The sequence below is a fragment of the Peribacillus muralis genome, assembly GCF_001439925.1.
In the GTDB taxonomy this organism is placed as follows: domain Bacteria; phylum Bacillota; class Bacilli; order Bacillales; family DSM-1321; genus Peribacillus; species Peribacillus muralis.
In genome coordinates this window covers 1-23,699 of sequence record NZ_LMBV01000031.1, presented here as the reverse complement: position 1 = coordinate 23,699, position 23,699 = coordinate 1, and the positions used below count along the sequence as shown (strand labels likewise).

At 36.4% G+C, this 23,699-nt stretch carries 17 protein-coding genes and 1 pseudogene; 13 read left to right on the top strand and 5 right to left on the bottom strand.

Annotated features, from left to right (window positions below):
- Positions 1–182: 182 nt before the first annotated feature.
- Positions 183–1,049, bottom strand: a complete 867-nt coding sequence (locus ASU00_RS21905; RefSeq protein ID WP_057915585.1) for a glycosyltransferase family 2 protein — start codon at positions 1,047–1,049, stop codon at positions 183–185.
- A 998-nt stretch (positions 1,050–2,047) separates the two neighbouring features.
- Between ASU00_RS21905 and ASU00_RS21900 the strand changes: the two genes are divergently transcribed.
- From ASU00_RS21900 to ASU00_RS25900, 10 genes are all read left to right on the top strand, one after another.
- Positions 2,048–3,586, top strand: a complete 1,539-nt coding sequence (locus ASU00_RS21900; RefSeq protein ID WP_057915584.1) for a glycosyltransferase — start codon at positions 2,048–2,050, stop codon at positions 3,584–3,586.
- A 375-nt stretch (positions 3,587–3,961) separates the two neighbouring features.
- The gene (galU, locus tag ASU00_RS21895; RefSeq protein ID WP_057915583.1) at positions 3,962–4,867 is read left to right on the top strand and encodes a UTP--glucose-1-phosphate uridylyltransferase GalU; all 906 of its coding nucleotides are present in this window, start codon (positions 3,962–3,964) and stop codon (positions 4,865–4,867) included.
- A gap of 1 nt (position 4,868) precedes the next feature.
- Positions 4,869–6,188: a UDP-glucose dehydrogenase family protein gene (locus tag ASU00_RS21890; RefSeq protein ID WP_057915582.1), complete on the top strand. Its 1,320-nt coding sequence runs from the start codon at positions 4,869–4,871 to the stop codon at positions 6,186–6,188.
- 396 nt (positions 6,189–6,584) lie between these two features.
- Positions 6,585–8,060 carry a glycosyltransferase gene (locus ASU00_RS21885; RefSeq protein ID WP_057915581.1) on the top strand — a complete coding sequence of 492 codons (1,476 nt, stop codon included), beginning with the start codon at positions 6,585–6,587 and terminating at the stop codon, positions 8,058–8,060.
- Entirely contained in the window at positions 8,047–9,234 is a 1,188-nt protein-coding gene (locus ASU00_RS21880) for a hypothetical protein (RefSeq protein ID WP_057915580.1), read from the top strand. The genes ASU00_RS21885 and ASU00_RS21880 overlap by 14 nt, the downstream gene beginning before the upstream one ends.
- Before the next feature lie 374 nt (positions 9,235–9,608).
- Positions 9,609–10,613, top strand: a complete 1,005-nt coding sequence (locus tag ASU00_RS21870; protein ID WP_057915578.1) for an NAD-dependent epimerase — start codon at positions 9,609–9,611, stop codon at positions 10,611–10,613.
- 307 nt (positions 10,614–10,920) lie between these two features.
- On the top strand, positions 10,921–11,232 hold the full coding sequence (locus tag ASU00_RS21865; protein WP_057915577.1) for a hypothetical protein: 312 nt from the start codon (positions 10,921–10,923) through the stop codon (positions 11,230–11,232).
- Positions 11,229–12,353 (top strand): glycosyltransferase, encoded by a 1,125-nt coding sequence (locus ASU00_RS21860; protein ID WP_082630566.1) that lies wholly within the window; start codon positions 11,229–11,231, stop codon positions 12,351–12,353. Before ASU00_RS21865 ends, ASU00_RS21860 begins: the two co-directional genes overlap by 4 nt.
- 418 nt (positions 12,354–12,771) lie before the next feature.
- Positions 12,772–14,499 (top strand): phospho-sugar mutase, encoded by a 1,728-nt coding sequence (locus ASU00_RS21855; protein WP_057915576.1) that lies wholly within the window; start codon positions 12,772–12,774, stop codon positions 14,497–14,499.
- Positions 14,500–15,600: 1,101 nt separating this feature from the next.
- Entirely contained in the window at positions 15,601–15,843 is a 243-nt protein-coding gene (locus ASU00_RS25900) for a hypothetical protein (RefSeq protein ID WP_201786323.1), read from the top strand.
- A gap of 231 nt (positions 15,844–16,074) precedes the next feature.
- Here ASU00_RS25900 and ASU00_RS21845 read toward each other — a convergent pair whose 3' ends face one another.
- Positions 16,075–16,869 (bottom strand): N-acyl homoserine lactonase family protein, encoded by a 795-nt coding sequence (locus ASU00_RS21845; protein WP_057915575.1) that lies wholly within the window; start codon positions 16,867–16,869, stop codon positions 16,075–16,077.
- Positions 16,870–16,940: 71 nt separating this feature from the next.
- Complete coding sequence (locus ASU00_RS21840; protein WP_057915574.1) at positions 16,941–17,570, bottom strand: nitroreductase family protein; 630 nt, start codon at positions 17,568–17,570, stop codon at positions 16,941–16,943.
- Positions 17,571–17,689: 119 nt separating this feature from the next.
- Here ASU00_RS21840 and ASU00_RS21835 point away from each other — a divergent pair, with 119 nt between their 5' ends.
- The 3 genes from ASU00_RS21835 (at position 17,690) to ASU00_RS21825 (ending at position 21,954) form a co-directional block, all read left to right on the top strand.
- Positions 17,690–18,040: a winged helix-turn-helix transcriptional regulator gene (locus tag ASU00_RS21835; protein ID WP_057915573.1), complete on the top strand. Its 351-nt coding sequence runs from the start codon at positions 17,690–17,692 to the stop codon at positions 18,038–18,040.
- Between the two features lie 679 nt (positions 18,041–18,719).
- Positions 18,720–21,440 carry a DUF3289 family protein gene (locus ASU00_RS21830; protein WP_057915572.1) on the top strand — a complete coding sequence of 907 codons (2,721 nt, stop codon included), beginning with the start codon at positions 18,720–18,722 and terminating at the stop codon, positions 21,438–21,440.
- A gap of 175 nt (positions 21,441–21,615) precedes the next feature.
- Positions 21,616–21,954 (top strand): hypothetical protein, encoded by a 339-nt coding sequence (locus tag ASU00_RS21825; RefSeq protein ID WP_152983819.1) that lies wholly within the window; start codon positions 21,616–21,618, stop codon positions 21,952–21,954.
- Positions 21,955–23,068: 1,114 nt separating this feature from the next.
- On the opposite strand, the pseudogene ASU00_RS26440 reads toward ASU00_RS21825, so the two are convergent.
- Together ASU00_RS26440 and ASU00_RS21820 are read right to left on the bottom strand one after the other, a co-directional pair.
- Positions 23,069–23,271: pseudogene (locus ASU00_RS26440) on the bottom strand (IS110 family transposase); the annotation flags it as partial.
- A 1-nt stretch (position 23,272) separates the two neighbouring features.
- The coding region (locus tag ASU00_RS21820; RefSeq protein WP_236712805.1) for a transposase at positions 23,273–23,699 on the bottom strand (427 nt) is incomplete at both ends.

Below are 23,699 nucleotides of genomic sequence, written 5' to 3'. Positions count from 1 at the left end.
TGAGGTGGGACTTAGTAAATTTACCTCATTGGAAAAAAGTGTGTAAACATACTTGTTATAAATAAAGGTGTAAGATGAAGAAAGTAAAAGATGTAATCAAACTAAAAAAGATATCAAAAGCTCTCCTTCAACAATAGGGAGAGCTTTCATTTTTCTAGGTTATTTATATAATTTGGAGATTTTTAGTCCAAGGTTGTTAATATCATTTCAACCCTCTTGAGATCCTCTGCATATTCAGGGTAATTCTTTATACGTTCACGATAAGTTTGAAGAGCAGTTTTGAATATATCGTCCGTATCAAGAAATCCATCTTCTCGTGAGGCAATTATAATATCTAACCATTCATTCCCTTTCTTTTTTAGATCCATTTTTTGGCTATTTTGATCTGGATGTAACCGAAAATAACTTAGTGCTTCTGGAATATAGACAGCTTTTCCTTTGGATAGCAATGACAACCAGGTTGCTAGGTCATTGATTAGAGCATACTGTATTCCTTTGTAAACTCCAAATGGTTCGATAAGGTCTTTTTTTCTAAATAACACGGTTGTCGGTTCACCAATGAAATTGGTGCATCGTGTTAATACAAAGTTAGCTAATTCCTTTCCGTCTAATATCCTTGTTTCTTGGTATAGCCTGACTGTGGCCCAGATAGGGGGAAGAAATTGACCGGATGTATCGATGGTTTGTCGATAAGATGTGACAAGGGTAATATTTTCGAACTCATTGAAAAAATAAATCATTTTGGCGATTTTTTCTTTATGATACACATCATCATCCATCAAATAATTAATATATTCACCAGATGCTAAATCATAGCATTTATGCCAATTTTCAAGAAATAAATTCCGTTCGTTTTTATGATATTTAATTTTAGGATTTGAACCTAAATAAGGATCAAGCATTTTTTGTACTCGATCATCTGAACTATCATCACAAATAATTATTTCAATATTAGGGTAGGTTTGTTCTAATACACTGTCAATCGCTACTTTTAGAGTATCCGGTCGATTATACGCAGGAATGACTACACTAACTAAAGGATTTTCCAAAATGACTTCCCCCTTGTTTCCTATTTACAATACTTTACGTAAAATGTGTTTTCTGGTACTTCATTTGTAAAAAGCTTCTCTCCAATCACAAATAAACCCAAGGGGAATTATTTACGTATGGAAGTTTCTATACAATTTACGCACCTTCGGATTAACATTTTCTGCGATTTTGACACCAGGAGTAACTGTTACATAATCATAATTCTATTATCTATTATCGTGACCCATTATTTCTCCACGGTTTATGATGACGAATTTATTCATTACCAATTTTGTTGTTATCATTGGCATTGCTCAGTGTATGAAAGGGACCAAAGGAACTATATATTCGAGATGAATCTATCTCAAATAAATGTGAAAATGGGAATTTTATCATGATTTTATGAATATTCAACTTATCCTAAATATATTGCTAACGCCCGGGTAATAGACACCAACTTATTAAAAATTTTATTATCTTACTGGAATTACATGCTTTTTTTGTTTTCCATGCCCGCTGAATTCACGTTAACGCCTCTCTACTTACATAACCTCAATTGATACGGTTATTTGTAAATTATGACCCAAAGGTCTGAGTTTTCATGGTGTCATATTTTCTTCTGATTCACATATTAATAAGGAAGAAAACGGTGATAAAGATAACCTTTTATACCAATCGGATTTTTCATGCACTTGCTTTTTGGGGGATTAAGAAGGTCATAAAATGTATTTTATTTATATGAATAATGGGGGTACATTTGTCGAGTTCCAATATACATTCATTTGACAATATAGTTAGCCTTTGAAATTTCTTGTACGAGTGCGAAATATTATTTTGGTCCAATCGTCATACGAAATTAAAAACCAAAAATTTGTTATTAAATATTATTGGAAAAATATCGGGTAATATTTGTTGCCATTCCCTTAATTCTTTATCGAAACCACATTATCCATGGCATCTATCTTTTGTATTTATGATAAATGTTACTTGATTAGATATTTACTTTAGGAGGGCAAACATGACAACCAATCATACTCCACTCTTGACAGTCCATCTTTTTGTTTCAAAGACGAATTCAGGGGATGGATTGGAAGAAATGTTTATGAGACTTGCTGAAAGTGGCATAACAGTGAAGGTGTATGGACCTGATAATGCTTTAGTGGATGCAAATCCTAAAAATCCTCGCGTTTATGTTTCATTGGGAGAGGGGTGGGAAGAATTTAAAACGTTGTATACTTTACCTGCTCACGAGAAAAAACGTTGGTTACATTTCAATTCTCCAGAGGAAATTCAATCATTCAATTTATTTTACTGCTGGCTCAAACATACTGATCCTCTCCCAGAAAATAAAACACTACCTTCAACTCGTTTTTCTTCAGATACTCCCTTAGTATCTGTGTTCACAGCAAGTTACAAGTCTAAAGAAAAAATTCAGCGCCCTTATCGTTCTCTATTGAATCAGACGTACTCCAATTGGGAATGGGTTATTGTTGACGACTCGGGTGATGATGATGAGACATACAACGAAGACTTACTTCCTCTAGACGATTCCCGCGTAAGGAGGTATCGTCAAGATTCCCGCAATGGTTACATAGGGGCAATCAAACGGTATGCAGCTGGTCTATGTACAGGAGAAATATTAGTGGAAGTAGATCATGATGATGACCTAACTCCTACCTGCCTACAGAAAATCGTCGAAGCATTTCAGCAAAACCCTGAATGTGGCTTTGCTTATGGGGATTGTGCAGAGGTGCACGTAGGGAGCCACCATGCTCATTGGTATGGTTGGGATTGTGGATTTGGATACAGTATACATTATCGTGTCTGGGTACATGAAATGAATCGATGGCAAAATGTACAAAGACATACTACTATCAATGGGAGTACCATCCGTCATTTGGTTGGTTTACCCAATCATCCCCGTGCGTGGAGAAGGGATTTTTACCATCTGATTGGAGGCCACCGCGAAGAACTATTGGTTGCAGACGATTACGACATGCTAGTTCGGACGTTTCTTTGTACGAAGTATGTATCGATTCCCGATTTACTCTATATCCAATATCGCAATGAAAATGGAGATAACTCTACTTTTCAAAGAAATATGCAGATTCAAATCCTCGTAAAGGAATTAAACAGTTATTATCAACAGAGAATCCGCTCAAGATTAGAGGAACTGGATCTACCCGAGGAGATGCCATATAGTCGTGTATGGGAGACAACTACAGATAATCCCGCACGAAAATCTGCTCATATCATTAATGAGCAATTAAATAAAGTTTCAATTCTGTTTCCTATTCCTCACTCATTTCCTACAAATGATCATACCCAGTTATTTAAGACACTTCAAAAGGGCATTGATACCAACTTTAAAGATATTGAAGTCGTAGTTGTTGGTCGTATTCCTGCAGAACTTGAAACCTTTGCGTCTGTGGCTCCCATGGGAGTCATCCGATGGTGGCCGATGGAGGAGGATGATTCAGTAGAAACATGTATCCAGTATGCCAAGTTTTGCTCTTCATGTACGGAGAAAGTAGTAGTAATGCCTGATCTTCAATAATGGATGTTAAATATTGCTACTGTAGGAGCTAGTTAATGAATTTTCCTAAATTGTATCCATCTTAACAATGATCTAGCTCTAATTTATTACGCTTGATAACAATATAATTAAAACGGGGAGGGTCTATAAACCTTCCCGTTTTTTTGTCTTCTCAATTATTGGATTGAGCATTGATCCTATAAAGTGTATTGGTTTTTTATATTTGGCACGTAACCAACAGGTTGCGAGGCTCAGGTCACAGCGAGATTGGGATATTTACATGTATAACCTACTAGTCCTGTTCAATAAAAATGAGATCGATATAGGGCTACTAACTAGTCCGGAAGTTGTCCTTTTGCATATAAAGGATTAATGAATGCAAAAGGGAGGCAGCTTATGAAAATCCGAAAGGCCATTATTCCCGCCGCAGGCCTCGGGACTCGATTTTTGCCTGCAACAAAAGCTCAGGCCAAGGAAATGCTGCCGATTGTTGATAAACCAACGATTCAATATATTGTAGAAGAAGCCGTAGCTTCGGGTATAGAGGAAATTATTATCATAATCGGTAGAGGAAAAAGATCAATAGAGGATCATTTTGATAAGTCCTATGAGTTAGAAGATGCGCTTTTACGAAAGAATCAGCTCGATATTTTAGAGGAAGTTCAAAAAATATCTAGTTTGGCAAATATCTATTATGTCCGCCAAAGGGAACCGAAGGGGCTAGGACATGCAATTCTCTGCGCAAAAAGCTTCATTGGAAATGAACCTTTTGCTGTTTTATTAGGAGATGACATCGTTATGTCTGAAACACCTTGTCTGAAACAAATCATCAGTGTCTTTGAGTATTGTAACAGCTCCGTCGTAGCTGTTCAGGACGTACCGGAACAGGATGTCAGTAAATATGGAATTATTAAGCCAAAGGGGACAATGATTGAGCCTAACCTTTTTCATATCGATTCTTTGGTGGAAAAACCGAAAAGGGAAGAAGCTCCTTCTAGATATGCGATAATGGGGCGTTACGTTCTAAGGCCTGAGATTTTTGAAACACTATCAAAGCTTCCAGTAGGACATGGTAATGAATTACAACTTACTGATGCCATAAATGAGCTAAATAAGCATCAGGCCGTATTAGCATATAACTTTGAAGGAAACAGATATGATATTGGTGATAAAGTTGGATTTATTAAGGCAACAATAGACTTCGCTTTGCGTAGGGATGACATAAGAGGCGAGGTACTTTCCTATTTAAGGGATGTAAATACGAAAGAAAACCTTCAAATTATAAAGAGAGAGCTTGAATAATATGAAAATAGCTGTTTTGGGTACAGGTTATGTCGGGCTGTCCACTGGTGTTTGTTTGTCAGAAATAGGGCATAGTGTCATTTGTATCGATACAGATGAACAGAAAATTAAAAGTCTACGTCGAGGGGTTTCTCCAATATATGAACCAGGTCTGGAGAATTTGCTTGCTCAAAATGCAGCTGCGGGTAGACTGCAATTTACAACATCTCATCGAGAAGCGCTAAATGGTGCCGAGATTATCATCATTGCCGTTGGAACTCCGCAAATGGCGGATGGGGCAGCAGATTTATCGTATATGGTGCAAGCCGCGAAGGATATTGCGGCGAACTTAGTACAGAGTGCAGTAGTCGTTATAAAGAGTACAGTCCCAGTTGGTACGAATGACTTTATTAAAGAAATAATGGATGAACTCTGTAACGAAAAGGTCACCTTTAATATGGTTTCAAATCCTGAGTTTTTAAGACAAGGTTCAGCTGTTATGGACACTATGCAAGCAGATCGAATCATCATCGGTTCTGAAAATAAAGAGGCCGCTAAGAAAGTAGAAGAAATGTATAGCCCATTAAATGTACCATTTATACTAACAAGAATTAGAAGTGCGGAAATGATTAAGTATGCTTCTAATGCCTTTTTGGCGACTAAGATTAGCTTTATCAATGAAGTTGCCAATTTATGCGGAGTAGTAGGTGCAGATGTTACAGATGTAGCAAAGGGCATGGGAAAAGATAAAAGGATTGGTGAAACTTTTTTACAGCCTGGTATTGGTTATGGAGGGTCTTGTTTTCCAAAGGATGTCAAAGCTTTGCTTCATACGGCCAATTTAAATGGAATACATTTTTCCCTGTTAAAAGAAACAGTAGCGATTAATGATTTTCAGCAGGAGGTGCTTGTAACGAAAGCGATAGAACGCTTGGGGGATTTAAAAGGGAAAAAGGTTGCAATGCTGGGTCTTGCTTTCAAGCCAGAGACAGACGATATGAGGGAAGCACCTTCCATTAAAATTGCGCGTTCATTAACCAAACTGGGAGCAGAAGTGGTTGCTTATGATCCGGTTGCAATGGATAATGCCAAGAAAATATTAAGGGATACGATTAGATATGCCAGCTCAGTCACCGAAGCGACATTGGATGCGGACGCTGTATTTATTGTCACGGAATGGAATGAGTTTAGACATTTAGATCTTGAGACCATAATCAACACAATGAGACAACCGATTGTTTTTGATGGTAGAAATTGTCTTGTGGAAGAACGAATTAGAGTTTGCAAGAAAATTGAATATTATCCAATAGGCAGGCCAGCAATTGTTATTGGTATGACATAAAGTGAAAACACTCTCTTCCCCCACATTGACGACAAAGTGATTTATCAATTCCTCATAACAAGCTACCTATAACGTATTCAAAGAGTGTGTTGTTATTCTATAGGCGGGCTTCTGCAATGCAGCACCTCTGATAATTCTTGGGTGCTTTTTTGTAGCTCTTAAAAAGACAATAATATTGTGTTATATCACATATATCAATCCTTTTTGTTTTATTCAATGACATGCTCACTGCCATTTAGCTTTGCTGTATGTTTTGTGCCCCAGCGATAGCTAACTTTTAAACGATTCCAGATAAAATCGATTCCATTTAGTCCATGCGTACCTATAGTCTTATACATAATATACTTGAAAAGGACCAGAAAATTTGCTTACTATGCTTGAAAGGAGAGCATTTACTTGCACACAGTTATGCATCTGAATTTAAGGGTTGACCCTACCCAATATATCTCGCAGATTCGAGAAGTTCCTGAATACGACTATATTCATCTGATACGACAACCTAAGTATATGATAGATCTTTCCCTTTTGAATGAGAAGGTTCATTATCTCAATGAAATTTTTTCACCAAAAGAGTATGTGGAAAGAAATAATATCACCCTCTTACATGCTCATCATGGTCAATTAGGGATGTTATTACTTCCGTTTAAAGAGGAAACCAACCTTCCGTTGGTAACAAGTATTCGAGGCAGGGATGCAACTCTAGCTAATCAGCCCATTGGCTATCTAGACAACATGAAAATGCTATTTGATCGAGGTGATCGTTTTTATCCAGTTTGTCAGTATTTAGCTGACAAGTTAATTGCTTGGGGGTGCCCTCCAGAAAAAATTAGAGTGTTATATGGGGGCGTTGACCTTAACCAATTTAAATACCGACCTCCACATCAAAGAGGCACTCAAAACATTTTATCCATCGGTAGGTTAGTTGAAAAAAAAGGACATCACATCTTAATGCAAGCTTTTCAAAAAATCAGAGGTAAATTTCCCAATGCAACCTTGACGATTATCGGAAGAGGGGAGCTTGAAGAAAACCTCCATTCATTGGCAAATGAACTTAGTTTAGGAGATTCATTTCGTTTATTACATCATCTCCCTAAAGACCAAGTACGAGAACAAATGACTCATGCAGATATTTTTTGCGCAGCGAGCTTAGAAGCCGCAGATGGAGATGTAGAAGGTATACCTAATACATTAAAAGAAGCTATGGCGGTTGGGGTACCAGTGGTTTCGACCAATCATGCCGGCATCCCAGAATTAATAACAAATCACAAGGAGGGAGTTTTAGTTCAAGAAAACAATGTAGATGAACTGGCAGAGGCTCTCGAATTTATGCTCACTAACACAGAGATGTGGGAAACATATACAGTAGCAGCCCGTCAAAAAATCGAACAAAACTTTGACCTCGTTCAACAGCTTCAACAACAAGCTGAATATTATGATGAACTTGTAGCCCCTTATAAAAAAGATAAACAAAAAAGTTCAGTAACACCTCACAAAAAAGATAAAGAGCATAAAAAAGATAAAGAGAAGACTAAACAGCATCAAAAGAAAGGCAAGTCAAAAGAGCCTAGTAAAAAAGATAAAAAAGCCGAAAAAGTCAAAAAAGCACAAAAAGCACTTATTTATATGCAGCAGCTTCAACAACAGAATAAAGAAAAAGAAAAGGTCAAAGATGAACTTGTTGCATCAAATAAAAAAGACAAAAAAGCTAAAAATCAGGAGAAGGTTAAAGGTAATGCGGAAACAATAGCCTCTCAAAGAAAAGAAAAAAAGGCCCAAAAAGCCGAAAAAGTCAAAAAAGCTCTTAATAAAATTCAACGGCTTCAACAAAAGGCTATAGATGAGCAGTTAGGAGGAGATCATGGAGGATTTTAAAACCATTACTGTAACCAAAGGTGAAAAATCTTTGGAAATTCACAATCCCACTAGCTATGCGCTGATTGGAATGGGTGCTCAAGGTGCAGTATTTAAACTATCAGAAGATAAATGTGTGAAAATCTATTCAGACCCGGTACAAGCGAAAATGGAGGAAGAAGCTCTTAAGGCTGGACAACATTTGCCCTTTATGCCAGTGGTGTATGATAAAGGATCAAACTATATTGTCATGGAATATTTTAATGCTCCCACTTTAAAAGAATACCTGAGAAATTGTACGTATATCCCTGATTCTATAGTAAAGAAACTTCTCTCAATATTAAAAGAATTAAAACAAGCAAAATTCACCATGATAGATGCCCCTCTACGCCATATTTTTGTCGTTGGTAATGAGGAACTTAAGGTGATTGATCATGTTAATTCCTTTAAAAGAATGCACCCCGTACCATTAAAATTATTAAGAGACCTAAAAATAATCCTCTTAAAGGACTCGTTTTTAGCCCAAGTCAAAAATCTGGAACCAGACACTTTCAGTGAGTGGGACAATTATTTTAAACAAAATAGTTTGGACTTTAGAAACATTACCGTCCTCTCTGGAGGGTCAGGGAATGGAGTAAAGGTGGATAGCGCTATTACACAAACACTAATAGGAAAAGGGCATCAAGGTGCTGTTTATCGAGTGTCTGAAGAAAAATGCGTAAAACTTTACGGGAAAACTGAACATGCAAATCAAGAAAAAAAGGTTCTTTTATCTAGTCAAGACTTGCCTTTTATCCCAAAAGTCTTTGAAACAGGACCGAATTATATTCTAATGGAATATTTATTAGGACCAGATTTAAATACGTTTCTAAAAAAACAATCTGTACTTTCTGAGGAGATTACAAGACGATTACTCTATATATTGAAAACTATGGAAAAATCAGGATTCAAACAAATTGATGCCCCATTAAGGCATATTATTATAACCAAGGATGGTTTTAAGTTAGTCGATCATGTGTACTCGTTCTCACGTGAACAAAAAAGGCCTCTCGAGTTATTTAAAGATCTGCGAGAGAGAAACTTTTTAGATTCTTTTTTAGAACAAGTGAAGGAAATAGATCCTGATACGCATGCTGAATGGACAAAAACACCCATTCCATTAGATGAAAATGATAATACGCTTGTACAGTCATAGTTTAGTAACTGGAGAGTATCATGTGGGATCGACTTTCAAATGAATCTCGATGGTGTCAAAATTGAATGGAAGGCAACCTCTGGAACTTTTTTCAAAGAGAAAATGTATAACCCAGGTGAAAAGCAAGGTGAAAGACTAATTCCGCTATGTTCACCATTTCCAAAATGGAAAACCTTGTTTTTCATTTCTTCATTCAGTCGGGAAAAGGATATGGCCCTCATTGTATTGTCACTACTCATATAGTGACAGAGGACTATGATTTACTTGAACTTCAGTAAAGGATCGCATGTATCAATGTATGAATATGAAGGCATGATCCGTGTTCCAGAAAAATATAAAGATACTATAGTAAAGGAAGGATTGGAATTAATAATATGAACATTTTAGTAACGGGAGCCGCAGGATTCATTGGTTTCCATCTTACAAAACGTTTGTTAGCTCAAGATATCCATGTTATAGGTGTAGATAATATTAATGATTATTATGATGTTTTTTTAAAGATCAATCGTCTCAGGATATTAGAAGAAAATACTAATTTCGAATTTCATAAGATGGATATATCAAATAAAGAAAAATTAAATCAATTATTTAAAGACAGAACGATTGATATAGTCATCAACTTAGCAGCTCAGGCTGGAGTACGTTACAGCATAGACAACCAAGATTCTTATGTTAATTCAAACCTAGTTGGGTTTGTAAATATCTTAGAGGTCTGTCGACAAAATAATGTAAAGCACTTAATTTATGCATCCTCTAGTTCTGTATATGGAGCAAATACTAATATCCCCTTCTCAACCAAAGACCCAGTGGATCATCCAGTAAGTTTATATGCTGCCACTAAAAAGTCCAATGAATTAATGGCTCATACGTATAGTCATTTATATAATATTCCCACCACAGGACTCCGTTTCTTTACGGTGTATGGTCCATGGGGGAGACCTGATATGGCGTATTACTCTTTTACTAAAAATATTATTGAAGAGAATATAATAAAGGTTTTTAATAATGGAGATATGAGAAGAGACTTTACTTATATTGATGATATTGTAGAAGGAATAATTCGTTTACTTGATAATCCACCGATATATAACAGTGAATGGGATAGAGCTAATTCTGATCCAAGTTCAAGCTATGCCCCATACAAAATTTATAATATCGGTAATAATAATCCAGTTAGATTAATGGACTTCATTAATACATTAGAGAAACTAATTGGTAAAAAGGCAAAAATTGAATTTTTACCCATGCAACCTGGAGATGTTAAGGAGACCTATGCAGATATTTCCGATTTGCATGCTGAAGTGGGGTTCTATCCTTCAACAAAAATAGAAGAAGGGTTAACTCATTTTGTAAATTGGTACAAAAAGTACAATAAATAAGCAAAAATGAATTCGTTATAGAATCATCAAGCGATCCACGGCCAAATTTAGTTGTCATTGACACCATTAATTTTTCTTATTTAGAAAAGATAAATCCTGGAGTTGGTGATGATCCCATTTATGAAATGCGGATATTAGAAAATGTATAGGTGGAAACGATTGCAGGAGACAGATTCGATAGTATTAGATTAGAAGAATACAAGGAAGCAAATCAAGATGAGCAAAAACCTCAAATCATGTATATGGGTTAAGTACGTGCAAGTAAAAAGATTGTTAAAATAGGTAAGTTAATAAAGGAGAAAGTAATTTGAACCCTGAAAATATGAAAACTTCAATGGGATTTCTTAAGGAGTATCATTTGTCAGATTTCCTCATGTTATCCTTTACACGTAAATCTTCAATAAATCCTCAATCCAAGTTAAATCCTCTGCTTGAAAACTCCTTTAAATTTTGTTCTGAAGATTTACCATACAAAGACATTTACAAATTTCACAAAGTGAAGCAGCTTGTCGAACAAGGAAAAAATAAAAAATCTGATAATTACCAAGAGGTATTCATTCAATTAGCAGGCGAGAAAAGCAAATATGAATTTCTTATGAAAGGAAGTGAAGTGGGATGAAGACCATTGCTTTTTTTGTGAGTGAAAACATTAAAACACATCAACGTTTTATATATAATCAAATCGTAAAAATCAGTCAATATCGCTCAATTGTAATCGGCCCATTCGACAATAACACCCGTACAGAATTCCCCTTTGAAAATTACTATAATTTAAATAAAATAAAAGATCTAAAAAAATTCTTTGAAGAACAAGATATCATTGCCATTCATGCTCATCATGGATCACACGGACTAGAGATTTTGCCTGTATGTGAAAAATATAATATCCCTTTGATTGTTAGCATTAGAGGACGTGACGGTTCTGACAGTCCAGAAATTTTCGAAAAAAATGCTACGCGATATTCAGCAATAAATAAACACGGTGCACACTATTACCCTGTATGCCAATATCTTGCAGCAGGACTAAAAAGGTTAGGTATTCCGGCTAAGAATATGCATGTGTTATATGGGGGTATCGAATTAGATCTTTTCCCCTATTCTAACCGCACTCTTCCTATAGTAGGCGAAATAAGAATTTTATCTGTAGGTAGACTTGTAGACAAAAAAGGATTTGTTACTCTTATAAAAGCATTTAAACGGATATATACACAATATCCAAATGCTAGACTGCATATTATTGGAGCAGGTGAAGATGAGAAAAAAATTAAATCCGCCATTGCAGAATATAACCTTAAAGATATTGTGATTCTTAGAGGAGCTATGGATTCAAAACAAGTTTCGAACGAATTAAAAAAAGCTCATATCTTCTGTCTTGCAAGTCAGACAGCTAAAAGTGGTGATATTGAAGGCATTCCTAATGCCTTAAAAGAAGCCATGGCCAGCGGTTTACCTGTCGTTTCCACTCAACACGCGGGAATCCCTGAGTTGATTGAACACCAGAGAACGGGATACCTTGCCCCAGAAAAAAATGATATTGAGTTAGCCAAAGGTATACAATTTTTTTTGGAACATCCTGAGATTTGGAACGACTATACGGAAAGAGCTCGGAAAGTCATTGAAGAAAAATTTGATGTCAATAAACAAATTATTGAGCAACAAAGATTATATTCTCTTGTTAATACAACCAAAACGGAAAAGAAAACGGAAAAGAAAACGAAAAAAAAGAAAAAGAAAAAGTAAATCAAGTAAGGATAATTTAAAAACGAAATTTATTATAACGAAAAAATAAGCTGGATACCCAATAGTTATCATTTAAGTAGAAAAGGGAGAAATAGGATCCTTTTGAAACCAAGCGTATTTTCGCTCTTCTTCCAAAGAAGTATTAAGAACAAATGACACTCGTTCCAACGTACTGGTTGGGAATATGTATGAATGAACCAACCTACTTTGGAAGGGAGGATACTTGGAGATTCTAAATTCCATTGCATGATGGGGAACTAGTCAAGGATGCTCAAGATGATTTCGTATTGGACACTCTTGGAACGCTTTTAGTTCGGCCTCATACTCAATTAATCGCCTGCAATGTTGTCTACTAAAGTTAGAAAGTGAAGGTGTGCACACAAAGCAAAACATTCAGGCTGGAAGGAGCTGTTTTTTAATGGACTGGAAGTCTTTATATACTAATTGGACAAGTTACGGAAACCTAGATAATGAAATGCGATTAATGCTTGAAGAAATGAAGAATGATGAAGTAGCCCTTCAAGACGCCTTTTATAAAAATTTGGGATTCGGGACGGGTGGAATGCGAGGGGAAATGGGTCCAGGTACGAATAGGATGAACATTTATACCGTGCGAAAAGCGACTGTAGGACTTGCTGATTATATTCAATCGTTTGGAAACGAGGCAAAAACAAGAGGAGTCGTAATTGCTTACGATTCAAGACATAAGTCTCCAGAATTTGCATTGGAAGCAGCCAAGACTTTGGCAACAAAGGGAGTTAAAGCTTATTTATTTGATGAATTACGACCTACCCCACAGCTCTCTTTTTCCGTACGTAAGCTGAGAGCATTTGCCGGTATCGTCATTACAGCAAGCCATAATCCGCCTGAATATAATGGGTATAAAGTGTATGGAGCAGACGGGGCACAGCTCCCTCCTGAAGCGGCGGATCAAGTCATCAATTACGTGAACGCGGTGGAAAATGAGCTTTCTATTCGAGTGGAGGAAGAAGAAACCCTAAAGGACAGAGGACTCATTCAAATCATTGGGGAAGAGCTAGATACGGCTTATAATGAGCATTTGCTCACTATTCCGGAAGATCCAAAGTTAGCAGAGGAAAATGTAAAGCTCGTGTTTACACCGCTTCATGGCACAGCAAAAAAATCAGTAATACGTGCCTTACATGATCTGGGATATCGAAATGTCCATATTGTTAAAGAGCAAGAAGTGCAAAATGCTAACTTTCCTACTGTTAAATTGCCAAATCCGGAGGAACATGCCGCTTTTGAACTGGCCATCGAACTTGGAAACCGTATCGACGCTGATTTATTAATTGCCACTGATCCGGATGCGGATAGGCTCGGAATTAGTGTGAAAAATAATGCTGGAGTTTATGTTGTATTAACAGGAAACCAAACAGGCGCTCTCTTTTTGGATTATTTAATTTCACAAAAACAAAAAAAAGGGACCCTTCCAGAAAATGGAGTCGTATTAAAGACCATCGTGACTTCTGAAATAGGACGGGCGATTTCTGAACAAAATGGTTTAAAAATGGTAGATGTTTTAACTGGATTTAAATTTATTGCAGAAAAAATCAATGAATACCACACAAGTGGAGAACATACTTTCTTGTTTGGCTATGAAGAAAGCTATGGATATCTAATCAAAGATTTTGCTCGAGATAAGGATGCCATACAGGCGACTATTCTGGCAGTAGAAGTCTGTGCCTATTACAAAAAACAAGGAAAAACGATGTACGAAGGTTTGTTGGACGTTTTTGATAAATATGGGTATTACATGGAAGGTTTGCAATCGTTAACTTTAAAAGGTATTGAAGGTTCCAGACAAATTCAAGCCATTCTCAATGAATTCCGTGAAAATCCACCAGATCAAATTTCTAATCATAAAGTAGTGGTTCAAGAGGATTACCTCAACAGGAAAGCATACACGTTTGGGGCAAAGAGTGAAGAGTCCATCATGCTCCCCAAATCGAACGTATTAAAATACTTTCTTGAAGATGGCACCTGGGTATGTTTACGACCTTCCGGAACTGAACCTAAAATAAAATTTTACTTCGGCGTTAAAGGAAACTCGATGAACGAGGCCAAAGGGAAATTATCCACCGTTATGGAAGACTTTATGAGAAGAATCAATAATTTGCTTTAAAGAAGAAAGACTCACATTTAAAGGATCTTCGTAAGATAACTAGGCTCAGCATTCACTATATAAAGGAATGCGAATCTTTTTGTCTTTCAATAGATTGGTACTGCTCTCTAAATCTAGCACTCAGCCTCCCCGTAAGTCGTCTTATGCACAGGGTAATTACTCCAGAAAGGGTTGAGTATGAGGGTGCGGGGATTTTGGGCTGATGCTGATATGTATTACTATTCGGCACTGATTGGAGTATGCAGCATATAATATACTATTCCAATCCAATCCACTAACTCCCCCCTATGATAGTAGCCTTGCTGATACCGTATGCCGTTACGTAATACAGTTGTACAGGCCCTAAGATGGGCCTTATGAAAGGTGCTAAATAGGGTGGATTTTTTAAAAGGGTACATATGAGAGCGCCTTCAGAAGCTGGTGATAGTTTTTTTTATGTTAACGATAGAATGGAGTTTGTGAAAGATTAGACTTACCTCTAGTAACGCGTAATGACAGTAAAATCTGTATATTGGGAAATGAGGATGAGTTAAGTATTAAAATTCGATATGAGGTAATCAGCTAATTTTCTAGGAAAAACAGGGCTGTACCAAAAGTCAGGAGTATGACTTTTAAGGGCAACCTCTTTTTTTTAATTTATGCACCAAAAAAAAATCGCCCTTTGTAGTAAATAGAAGAAAAGCACATCACAATGGACCGAGCGGTTTTTACCCGGTTCTTATTGAGCTAACCTGGCTAATAGAAGCAACTCGGATGTTCCATTATAGGACGCTTATCTGTAATAAGGTAAGTGTCCTTTTTAATGGAATAAAAGATTGAGTTAATCACATAATTTTGAATTGGTATTAAGCAATCGGGCCAAAGAAGGCAATTAGGTGGTTCATATTGAAATGGTATGTTATTCCATAAGAGGGCAACTTAATGGAATAACACATCCAAAACAAAACAGGTTAATTATGTTAAAATCGGTATGAAATTGTGAAGAAATGGACTAAAAGGGCAGTTTAGAGACAGAAATGGGGGTCTAGCCATGGGCATTAGGAATTATCTGATTGAAGGCGTTTCCGGAACCGGCAAAACTTCGGTCTGTAAAGAATTGCAGTGCGCGGCTATCATGCCATTAATGGTGACCGTGAATTGGCTTATCAAGGCGATCCGGAAACTGGTACACGGACGGATGGCTTCACGCACGAGCACCACATTTGGCATGTAGATAAAGTAAAAGCTTTGGTCGCCAACCTGGATGAGGCGGTAACATTTTTCTGCGGAGGTTCTAGGAACTTTTCGAAATTCATAGTTCTATTTGACGGCGTGTTTTCCTCGAAGTCGACCTTGACACATTGAACCGGCGGCTTGACCAGCGACCGAAAAATGAGTGGGGCGGAAAGAAAACGGAACGGGAACTCATTGCGCGATTGCACCAAACGAAAGAAGACATTCTAAAAAACGGAATTATAATCGACGCCAGCTCCACCGATCGAGCACGTCGTTGACGATATCGTCCGTCAAAGCGAAGAAAATAAACGACAGTAACTTCGGTCGCTCACGACAGCCCAATACACCGGCGTATTCATGTTAATAAGAAACCGGTCGAACAGATGGATCGTGATTAGCAATGGCAGCTACACAATCTGATCTTTGTGAAAAGTATTGCACCCATTGTAAAGATTCTAAAGCTTGTTGTTCGTCAACAGTATTACCAGGTAAAATTAACTCTTTCCACGATTTTTCAGCATAGCCTACGTCGGATACTAGTAATAACCATCCTTTTTCTACGCGTGCAAGTACAGATACATGCCCGTCCGTATGTCCAGGTGTAAATACAAGATAAATGAGTCCATCTCCAAACAAATCTTTTCCTAAATTGTAGGGTCCAAAAGGAATGGACTCAAGTTCAAAAGCTTCGAACGAAATTCCTTTGTACCATTTTTCTTTGAAGTTTGCACAGTTCCTCCATTCAGGTTCACTAACAAGAAATCTTTTAGCCCCAATTAAATGTTGAAGTCCACTAATATGATCTTCGTCCTGGTGTGTCATAACAACAGCATCTATATCCTGAGGTGTTATATTCTTTGAAGCAAGTTGCTCTCTTACCGAACGTCCTTCAGGTAATCTATACTCTATAAACTGATTTAAATCTTCACCAAAATGTTCTTTTGGCTGAGTACGAATATCCTCATGCCATCCAGCATCGACAACAATTCGTCCGTTTGGATGTTCAATCAAGTAACAAGATACAGGTACTAATTCTTGATACTCTTCACCTCTTTGATTAACGGGTGGAATCACATCAAGTTCCTTAAAAGCTAATGCTCGATCGTATTTTACATCTCCTGTATGCATCACATGTACTTTAACAAACTTCTCCATACTACCCTCCTCCAGTTATATAATTGTATTTCAGAACTGATAAGAATTTAAAAGCACAGTAATTTAAACCCCTATTTCACTATTTTGTTTCTAAACATTACCTTATTTACATTATGCCTTACGGTATTATGACCGGCTTTAGTACCTTTTCCAATAGCTATGAGCATAACATCTAAATACCTTTCAGAAATATTTAAGATTGCTTTTAATTTCTTAGAATCATAGCCTGACATAGTAATTGTTTCAAAACCTGCATCATTTGCTAACAAAATTAATGACATTGATGCAAGACTAACATCTCTAGTTAATTCTAGCTTTAAATCATCATTTGATTTATTTTCATAATAGTTTATTGCAGCATTCGCTAGATATTCCCTAAGCGATTCATCAAAAAAACCTGCTTGAAAGCCTTCTTCATGTATCTTAATAATATTATCTTTATCAAAGGCTTGATAATCACCTAACATAACAATTAAAGTTGAAGCCTCTACCACTTGTTGTTGATTAAAAGCTATAGGGAGCAATAAGTTTTTTAAGTCTGGATCATCAATAATTAGGTATCGAGTTGCTTGAATATTATTTCCGTTAGGTGACTTACTTGCACTTTCAATAAATGAGGTTAGAATTTCTGAACTTATTTTATAACTTGAATCATAATGTCTAATTGAACGTCTTTTTTCCAAAATATTTTTTACACTCATTATAACAACTCCAAGTTTTTTATTTATGCTTTAATTATAGTAAGCAATAATAAATAAGAAAATAACGCACAAAAATGTGGTATAGCCACTTTTAAGTGCCTATTCAGGAGGGACAGCACATGGTTAACTATAAAACTGGAATCAACATTTTTATGAACATTGCAGGTGGAAAATGGAAATGTTTAATACTCTTTTTCTTGAGTCAAAATTCAGTAAGAACAAAGGAGTTTTACGAATTAATACCTGGAATTACACAAAAAGTCTTAACAGATCAATTGAAACAGTTAGAAAGAGATGGACTTGTACGAAGAGAAATATTTAATGAGGTACCACCAAAAGTAGAATACAGTTTAACTGATTTAGGAAGATCATTTGTACCAGTATTAAACACAATGTGTGAATGGGGTAATAAGTATGCAAATATAAAAGGAATAGATAAAGATCAACAAATTAATTGTAATCATAATTAAACTAAGCTTTTGAAGAACCCTATCCACTACACCAAAAAGCGTATGGCCTGGGGTTGCTGGCCCCGTTTTGGCCCGATTGCGGAACAAAATTAATCATTAATTCATAAGTCTGATAAAAACATTTAGGTAATATTTACCTTATAAACCATATTTTTAATATGTAAACTAATACTTAGTTGATAAAATTATTTTATTGGGAGGAAAGGAGAAAAAATGAATTTATCCCTCAAGGAACTATAAGAACTGTTACTGTTTATTTTATGCTCTTCATTGCTTTTTGCATTTTCGCCACAGTCTAAGGACCAAAAAGCATCATCCTCTGACACGTTTCATATAAACGGGTGAGGAGTGAAACGGGATTCATTCATTGGTTTACAGGCCGAAAATATATTGGGGCAAAGATTTATTTATTTTTGGTAAATTTAAAAAGACAAGGCACTTAAATATTAGGTGTCTTTCTGTTTTAATAATTTTTAGAATATTCAGTATTAATTTTGCTAGGAATATATTCCCATTTTATACTTTTGATAGATACTAACTAGTTTCTATTAGAAAATAACACTTGTAATGGAGTTGATCTAATGACATGATTTCAGGGATTTTGACAATATTTCTTCGGTTGGGAACCACGATAACGTCAATAGGTTAAAAAAATATTTTAATAGAGGTGATTATCACGGTGGGAAAAAAATTAAAAAGGATGTTGAGTTTATTATTGATCTTTGCAATGATTTTTAGCGGTTTTGGGCAAGCGGTCGTTGCCAAGAGCAATAACCAAGCTAATCAAGGAAAAAATAAGATTTCTAGTGAGCAAAATGTAAAACAGTGGTTAAGTGAATATGAATTCTATGAGGACACAAGAATTGCAAAAATCTATGATCAGATTGCAATAAAAGAATTAAAGCGTTTTGCCACAGTCATACAAGAAACGAATGCGAAGTTTGATTCTAAACTGGTAGCGGAAATGGATGATACTGGAGACTTCAAAGAAAAAGAGATAAATGAACCTGATGTACTCCAACAATTGATTAACGAATATGAACAAGCTGTTGAAGAGGAGTATATAAAAGAGGTGGTTCTTAAAAGTGATCGGCTCTTGGTAATCAAACATAAGTTAACCATATGTCTATGGGGGTATGTAACAAAAAACGATTTTAATAAACCAACTGAAGCATTACTTGCAGACATACTCTTTAATTTTTATTTATCTGATAAAATTGTCAATAAAAATGCTATCGGCATTTTAAAGGATATCTCTGATCAAACGGCTCACAAAGGAAATAAAATAAAAGCTCATTTGAATAACGCTGTGAAAATGTCTGAAAAAGCGAATGGGTTTCTAGAAAAAGATCTAGCTATCCCTGCATCAAAATCCTATCAAAATGTATATAAACAAGTATTATTCGGACTTGAAAAAGCAGGCTATCAATTTAACACAGAATTCTTTGAATCTACTTCTGACACGGATGGTGACACGATAACCGATGGAATAGAATTCCTAGAGGGAATGAATCCATTTGAAAAGGATACAGATGGAGATGGATTAAAGGACAATATTGAATATGAGATGAAATCCTCTATTTCCCCTATTAAATATGATGCAGATGATAATGGCATAAGTGATGCAGATGAAGATAGCGATGAAGACGGCCTGAAAAATAAAGATGAGCAGGCTTATCAAACAAATTTGATGAAGAAAGATTCAGACCAAGATGGTTTAACTGACGGATTTGAAGTTCAACAGTTTGATTCATTACCTAATAAGGATGATACAGATAGCGATGGATTAAGTGATGGAGATGAACATGCTTTAAAGACAAACCCGAATGCTGAAGACAGTGATAATGACGAGACCACGGATTCACAAGAACTCCATCAACAATCTATTCGTCAATCATTGAAACCGGCTGGTAAATCAGAAATAACAAGTGTAGAAGTTAGTTTTAGTGCAAAGGATAATATTAATAAAACGACTAGAATTAGCACAAACATAGGTAATATGAAAACAACTAATTTACACGGTATTATTGGTTCTCCTATTAGGATCAATACGCAATCAGAATTTGATAAGGCAAGCATTACATTTACTTATGATGAATCAAAGCTAGGAGACACGTTGGAAGATGATCTAGCCATCGTTTGGTATAATGAAGAGGAAGAAATGTTTGAAAGCCTTAACGCTGTGTTAGATACAAGTAAGGATACAATAAGTGTGGAAACGACTCAGCTTCGTGAATATATGGTTGTTGATAAGAAAAAATGGTTAGAGCTTTGGAGTAAGGAAATAGACTACTTAAGCAGAGATAAGAATATAGTTTCTAGTAGCGATGATTCAAGTGGTGGAGAGACAGATCCAAAAGATTCAGATGGGGACGGCTTATACGATACCTATGAAACTGAAGGAATGAAAACACCATACGGTATCATCTACTCAGATCCTAACAAGAAAGATAGTGACGGAGATGGATTAACCGATGGGCAAGAAATGGGTCCATTCAAAACATTTACGATGGATATTTTTGGAACTACTATTCGTTTTGAAGGTTTCTTTCCAACCAGTTTTCCTGACCAAAAAGATAGTGATGGAGATGGAATTTTTGATAAAGAGGATAAAAGACCGTTGTTGTACTCTGATTTATCCAATTTAGTAATTTATCAATCAGATAGACCAGAAGGCTATGATGAAAATGGAGATGTAGCGAATGATATGAAAACAAATGATTATACTGGCGATGAAATGACTGACCTTAGCTGGATGTTCAACTTCCAATTATGGGAATCTGATTCGCCAGATATTCTCTTTGATGAGTTCGAGTGGATGTCAACAAGCTTATTTTCTACGGGAGAAATGGAAGATGTTATTTTAGATATGATCGATCATTTTGAGGAAGGAAATGGTGCTGATTATCGCAATCAGACTTTAACGAAAAAAGCGAGGGAGCATGAGACAACAAAAGCCTATATTGAATTCCTCAAAAATGCTTTAGTTGATGAGTTAAAGAAAAATGGAGGTAATTTGGCAGCACTTCAGTTTGATAAAAATACAAAGGATACAGATAAATTTTATCAATATATTCAGGATAATGCTGTTTACCCGACGTTTAGCACTTGGGGCGATAGAACAGGCGGACTTACAATATCAGTGAATGATACTTGGGGGAATACCGTTTCCGTAAAAGACTTTTCAGTAGAGAATAATCACTTTAAAGGTGTTATGCATGTTCGTTTATATGATCATTTTGGGTTAGATCAGCCAGATGTGGAGAAGGAGTATGTCAACTTAGCAGGATTTCGTGCCTGGTTTGTTTTACAGCATTATGAAGATTATGATGGGGAATATAAACCTTTTGTTACTTTAATGGATATGGAAATACCTTTCGAGGGGGAATTCAGCAATTAAAGTTGATTTAAAAATTCTAGTTTTGATTATTAGCATATGCTTCATTCCATTATACTTAATTGGGTGTACAAAGAATGAGGAATCAAGTGGGAAAACAAAGATTTTCGAAATTGCCAATACAGAACAGGTCGTTGGTAAAAATGATGAAGAAGTGTTGACGCTTAGAAAGCATTATATGATTCTGAATCCACCAAAAGATTTAAAGGTTTTGAAGGAATTAGTTGAAAAATACATTAAGAATCCCCCAGTTGAAGATGAAATTAAAGTAATAGAAGGGAAAAAGAGGATTTTTTATATGTCCTTCTATAGGGAAAGTGACGATTTGCCAAGAGACTGGAAGCCTGATGAAAGTTACATGAATACGGATCGGATGGAATATCATAAGCATGATCTCATTGCATCGATCATTTGGTCAGATGCTGAACCACAAAAAGAATACAATGTTTATGATAAAAATAAGGAAGGAAAGGTAATTAAGAGGATGCATTTTATTGAGGATCAGCTTGTTGAGTGATACACTATCCATACACTAAAAAATAAAGAAATGGAAATTGTTAGAAATTAAAACTGGAACACTACATGATAGACTGGGGATTACTATGAATAAATTCAATAGTGGCCCCTCATTACTCGAATCGTTTCCATACCCTATTAAAACTAGTTTTTTCTTTGTTCCATTAAAGGGCGCGTTTGTGGAATAAGCTCAATAGCTTCTTGCTAACGACCCGTTTATAAGAAAAAAACCCTGGGCACCAAAAAGGTGCCGAAAACGATAATATTTTATATTGCTGAGTGAATATTTTAGTGGAGAACGAATGTTTTGTTGTATGCTTTAATTAAGGTTAGATTGTATGATGTTCTCATGTAAAACTCCAGAATCTATGGGCGGCATGATGTAATCATCGCCTAGAACCCTTGGTATATAGGGGTTTGTAAGGTGGAGATTAGTGTAATGCTAACTTTTTGCTAACTTTTAATTTTTGAACAACTTTACTTCACCAATTAGAGGAGACCTTTCGTAAGTTCACTGAACCTATGGGAGGTCTTTTCTTCGATATTTTTTGTCATATGAACGTAATTGTTCATCGTCGTGTTGATGTCTGAATGCTCTATTCTTTCTTGAATCTCTTTAACGCCTGCCCCAGTTTCAATAAGAAGGGATCTATGATTATAAATTGTTAGTGAGTAGGGGAATATAAAATGACTATAGGTGCGTTAGTTGGAGATACAGGGCTGCCATTTGGTAGCCTTTTTGNCTCAGTTTAATAGATAATGCTCACGAATACTCGCTTATTCGCAGGATTTCAAACCACATGGTATAGGTTTCTTTAGATGAACGAAAGAGATAGGACCGTTTTGATAAGATGAGGGCAGATTGAAATAGGGGATCTGCTGAAAATCCCATATTATTACATATGATGCACGCATTCTCCACGCTGCCCCNCCATGTCTCAACGGGTCATAATCCTATGCCCTTTCATTCCTTCGTCATGCCTATCCAAGGGGTGGAGGCCGGTTTTGCTAACGGAACGGGTCATTGCCCTTTTGTTCTATATATCCAGTACTTCGTGCTTTCTTTGAAATCCTACGAATAAGCCAACTTTCGTATAAACAATGTGAATGTAAATTTACGCTGCTAGTTGTTCAAGAGGGAATACCATTTCCGGTTTATAGACAGAGCCATTACGAGCAATCCCTACTAAAACACGGGCGAGTTTTCCACATAGTTTCATGATGGATTTCATTTTCTTAATCTTCTTCACCTTAACATTGTTCGAGTGTAGGGCTTTAAACTCAGGGTTATTCATCACCAGACTCATGGTCGCAAGGANGAGGTAACGCCGCAGGCGTGATCTTCCACGTTTGGAAAGAACAATTTGGCCTTTCCACTTCCCAGAGCTTGCCTCAACGAGATGCAATCCTGCATGACGAAGGAGCGCATTCCCGTGAGCGAACCCACTCAGATCTCCAGCTTCTCCTAAGATGCCCGCCAGTGAAATCTCGCTGATTCCTTTAATGGCAAGTATTTGCTTAACGAATGGAATCTGTTCCAAGACGTTTGTGACTTCTTGCGTCACTCTTTCGAGTTGGGATGAAGGGAGATCATATTCCTCTAATAACTGTTCCAAGTGAAGTTTATACGCATCAAGGGCTTGTTTCGTACCAATTGAACGCTTGGCCAATGTAAGCAGGGAACGGGCTTTTTTATGCCCGGAATGTCGCTTCATACATGATTTCCACCCGGTTACGATATCTTGA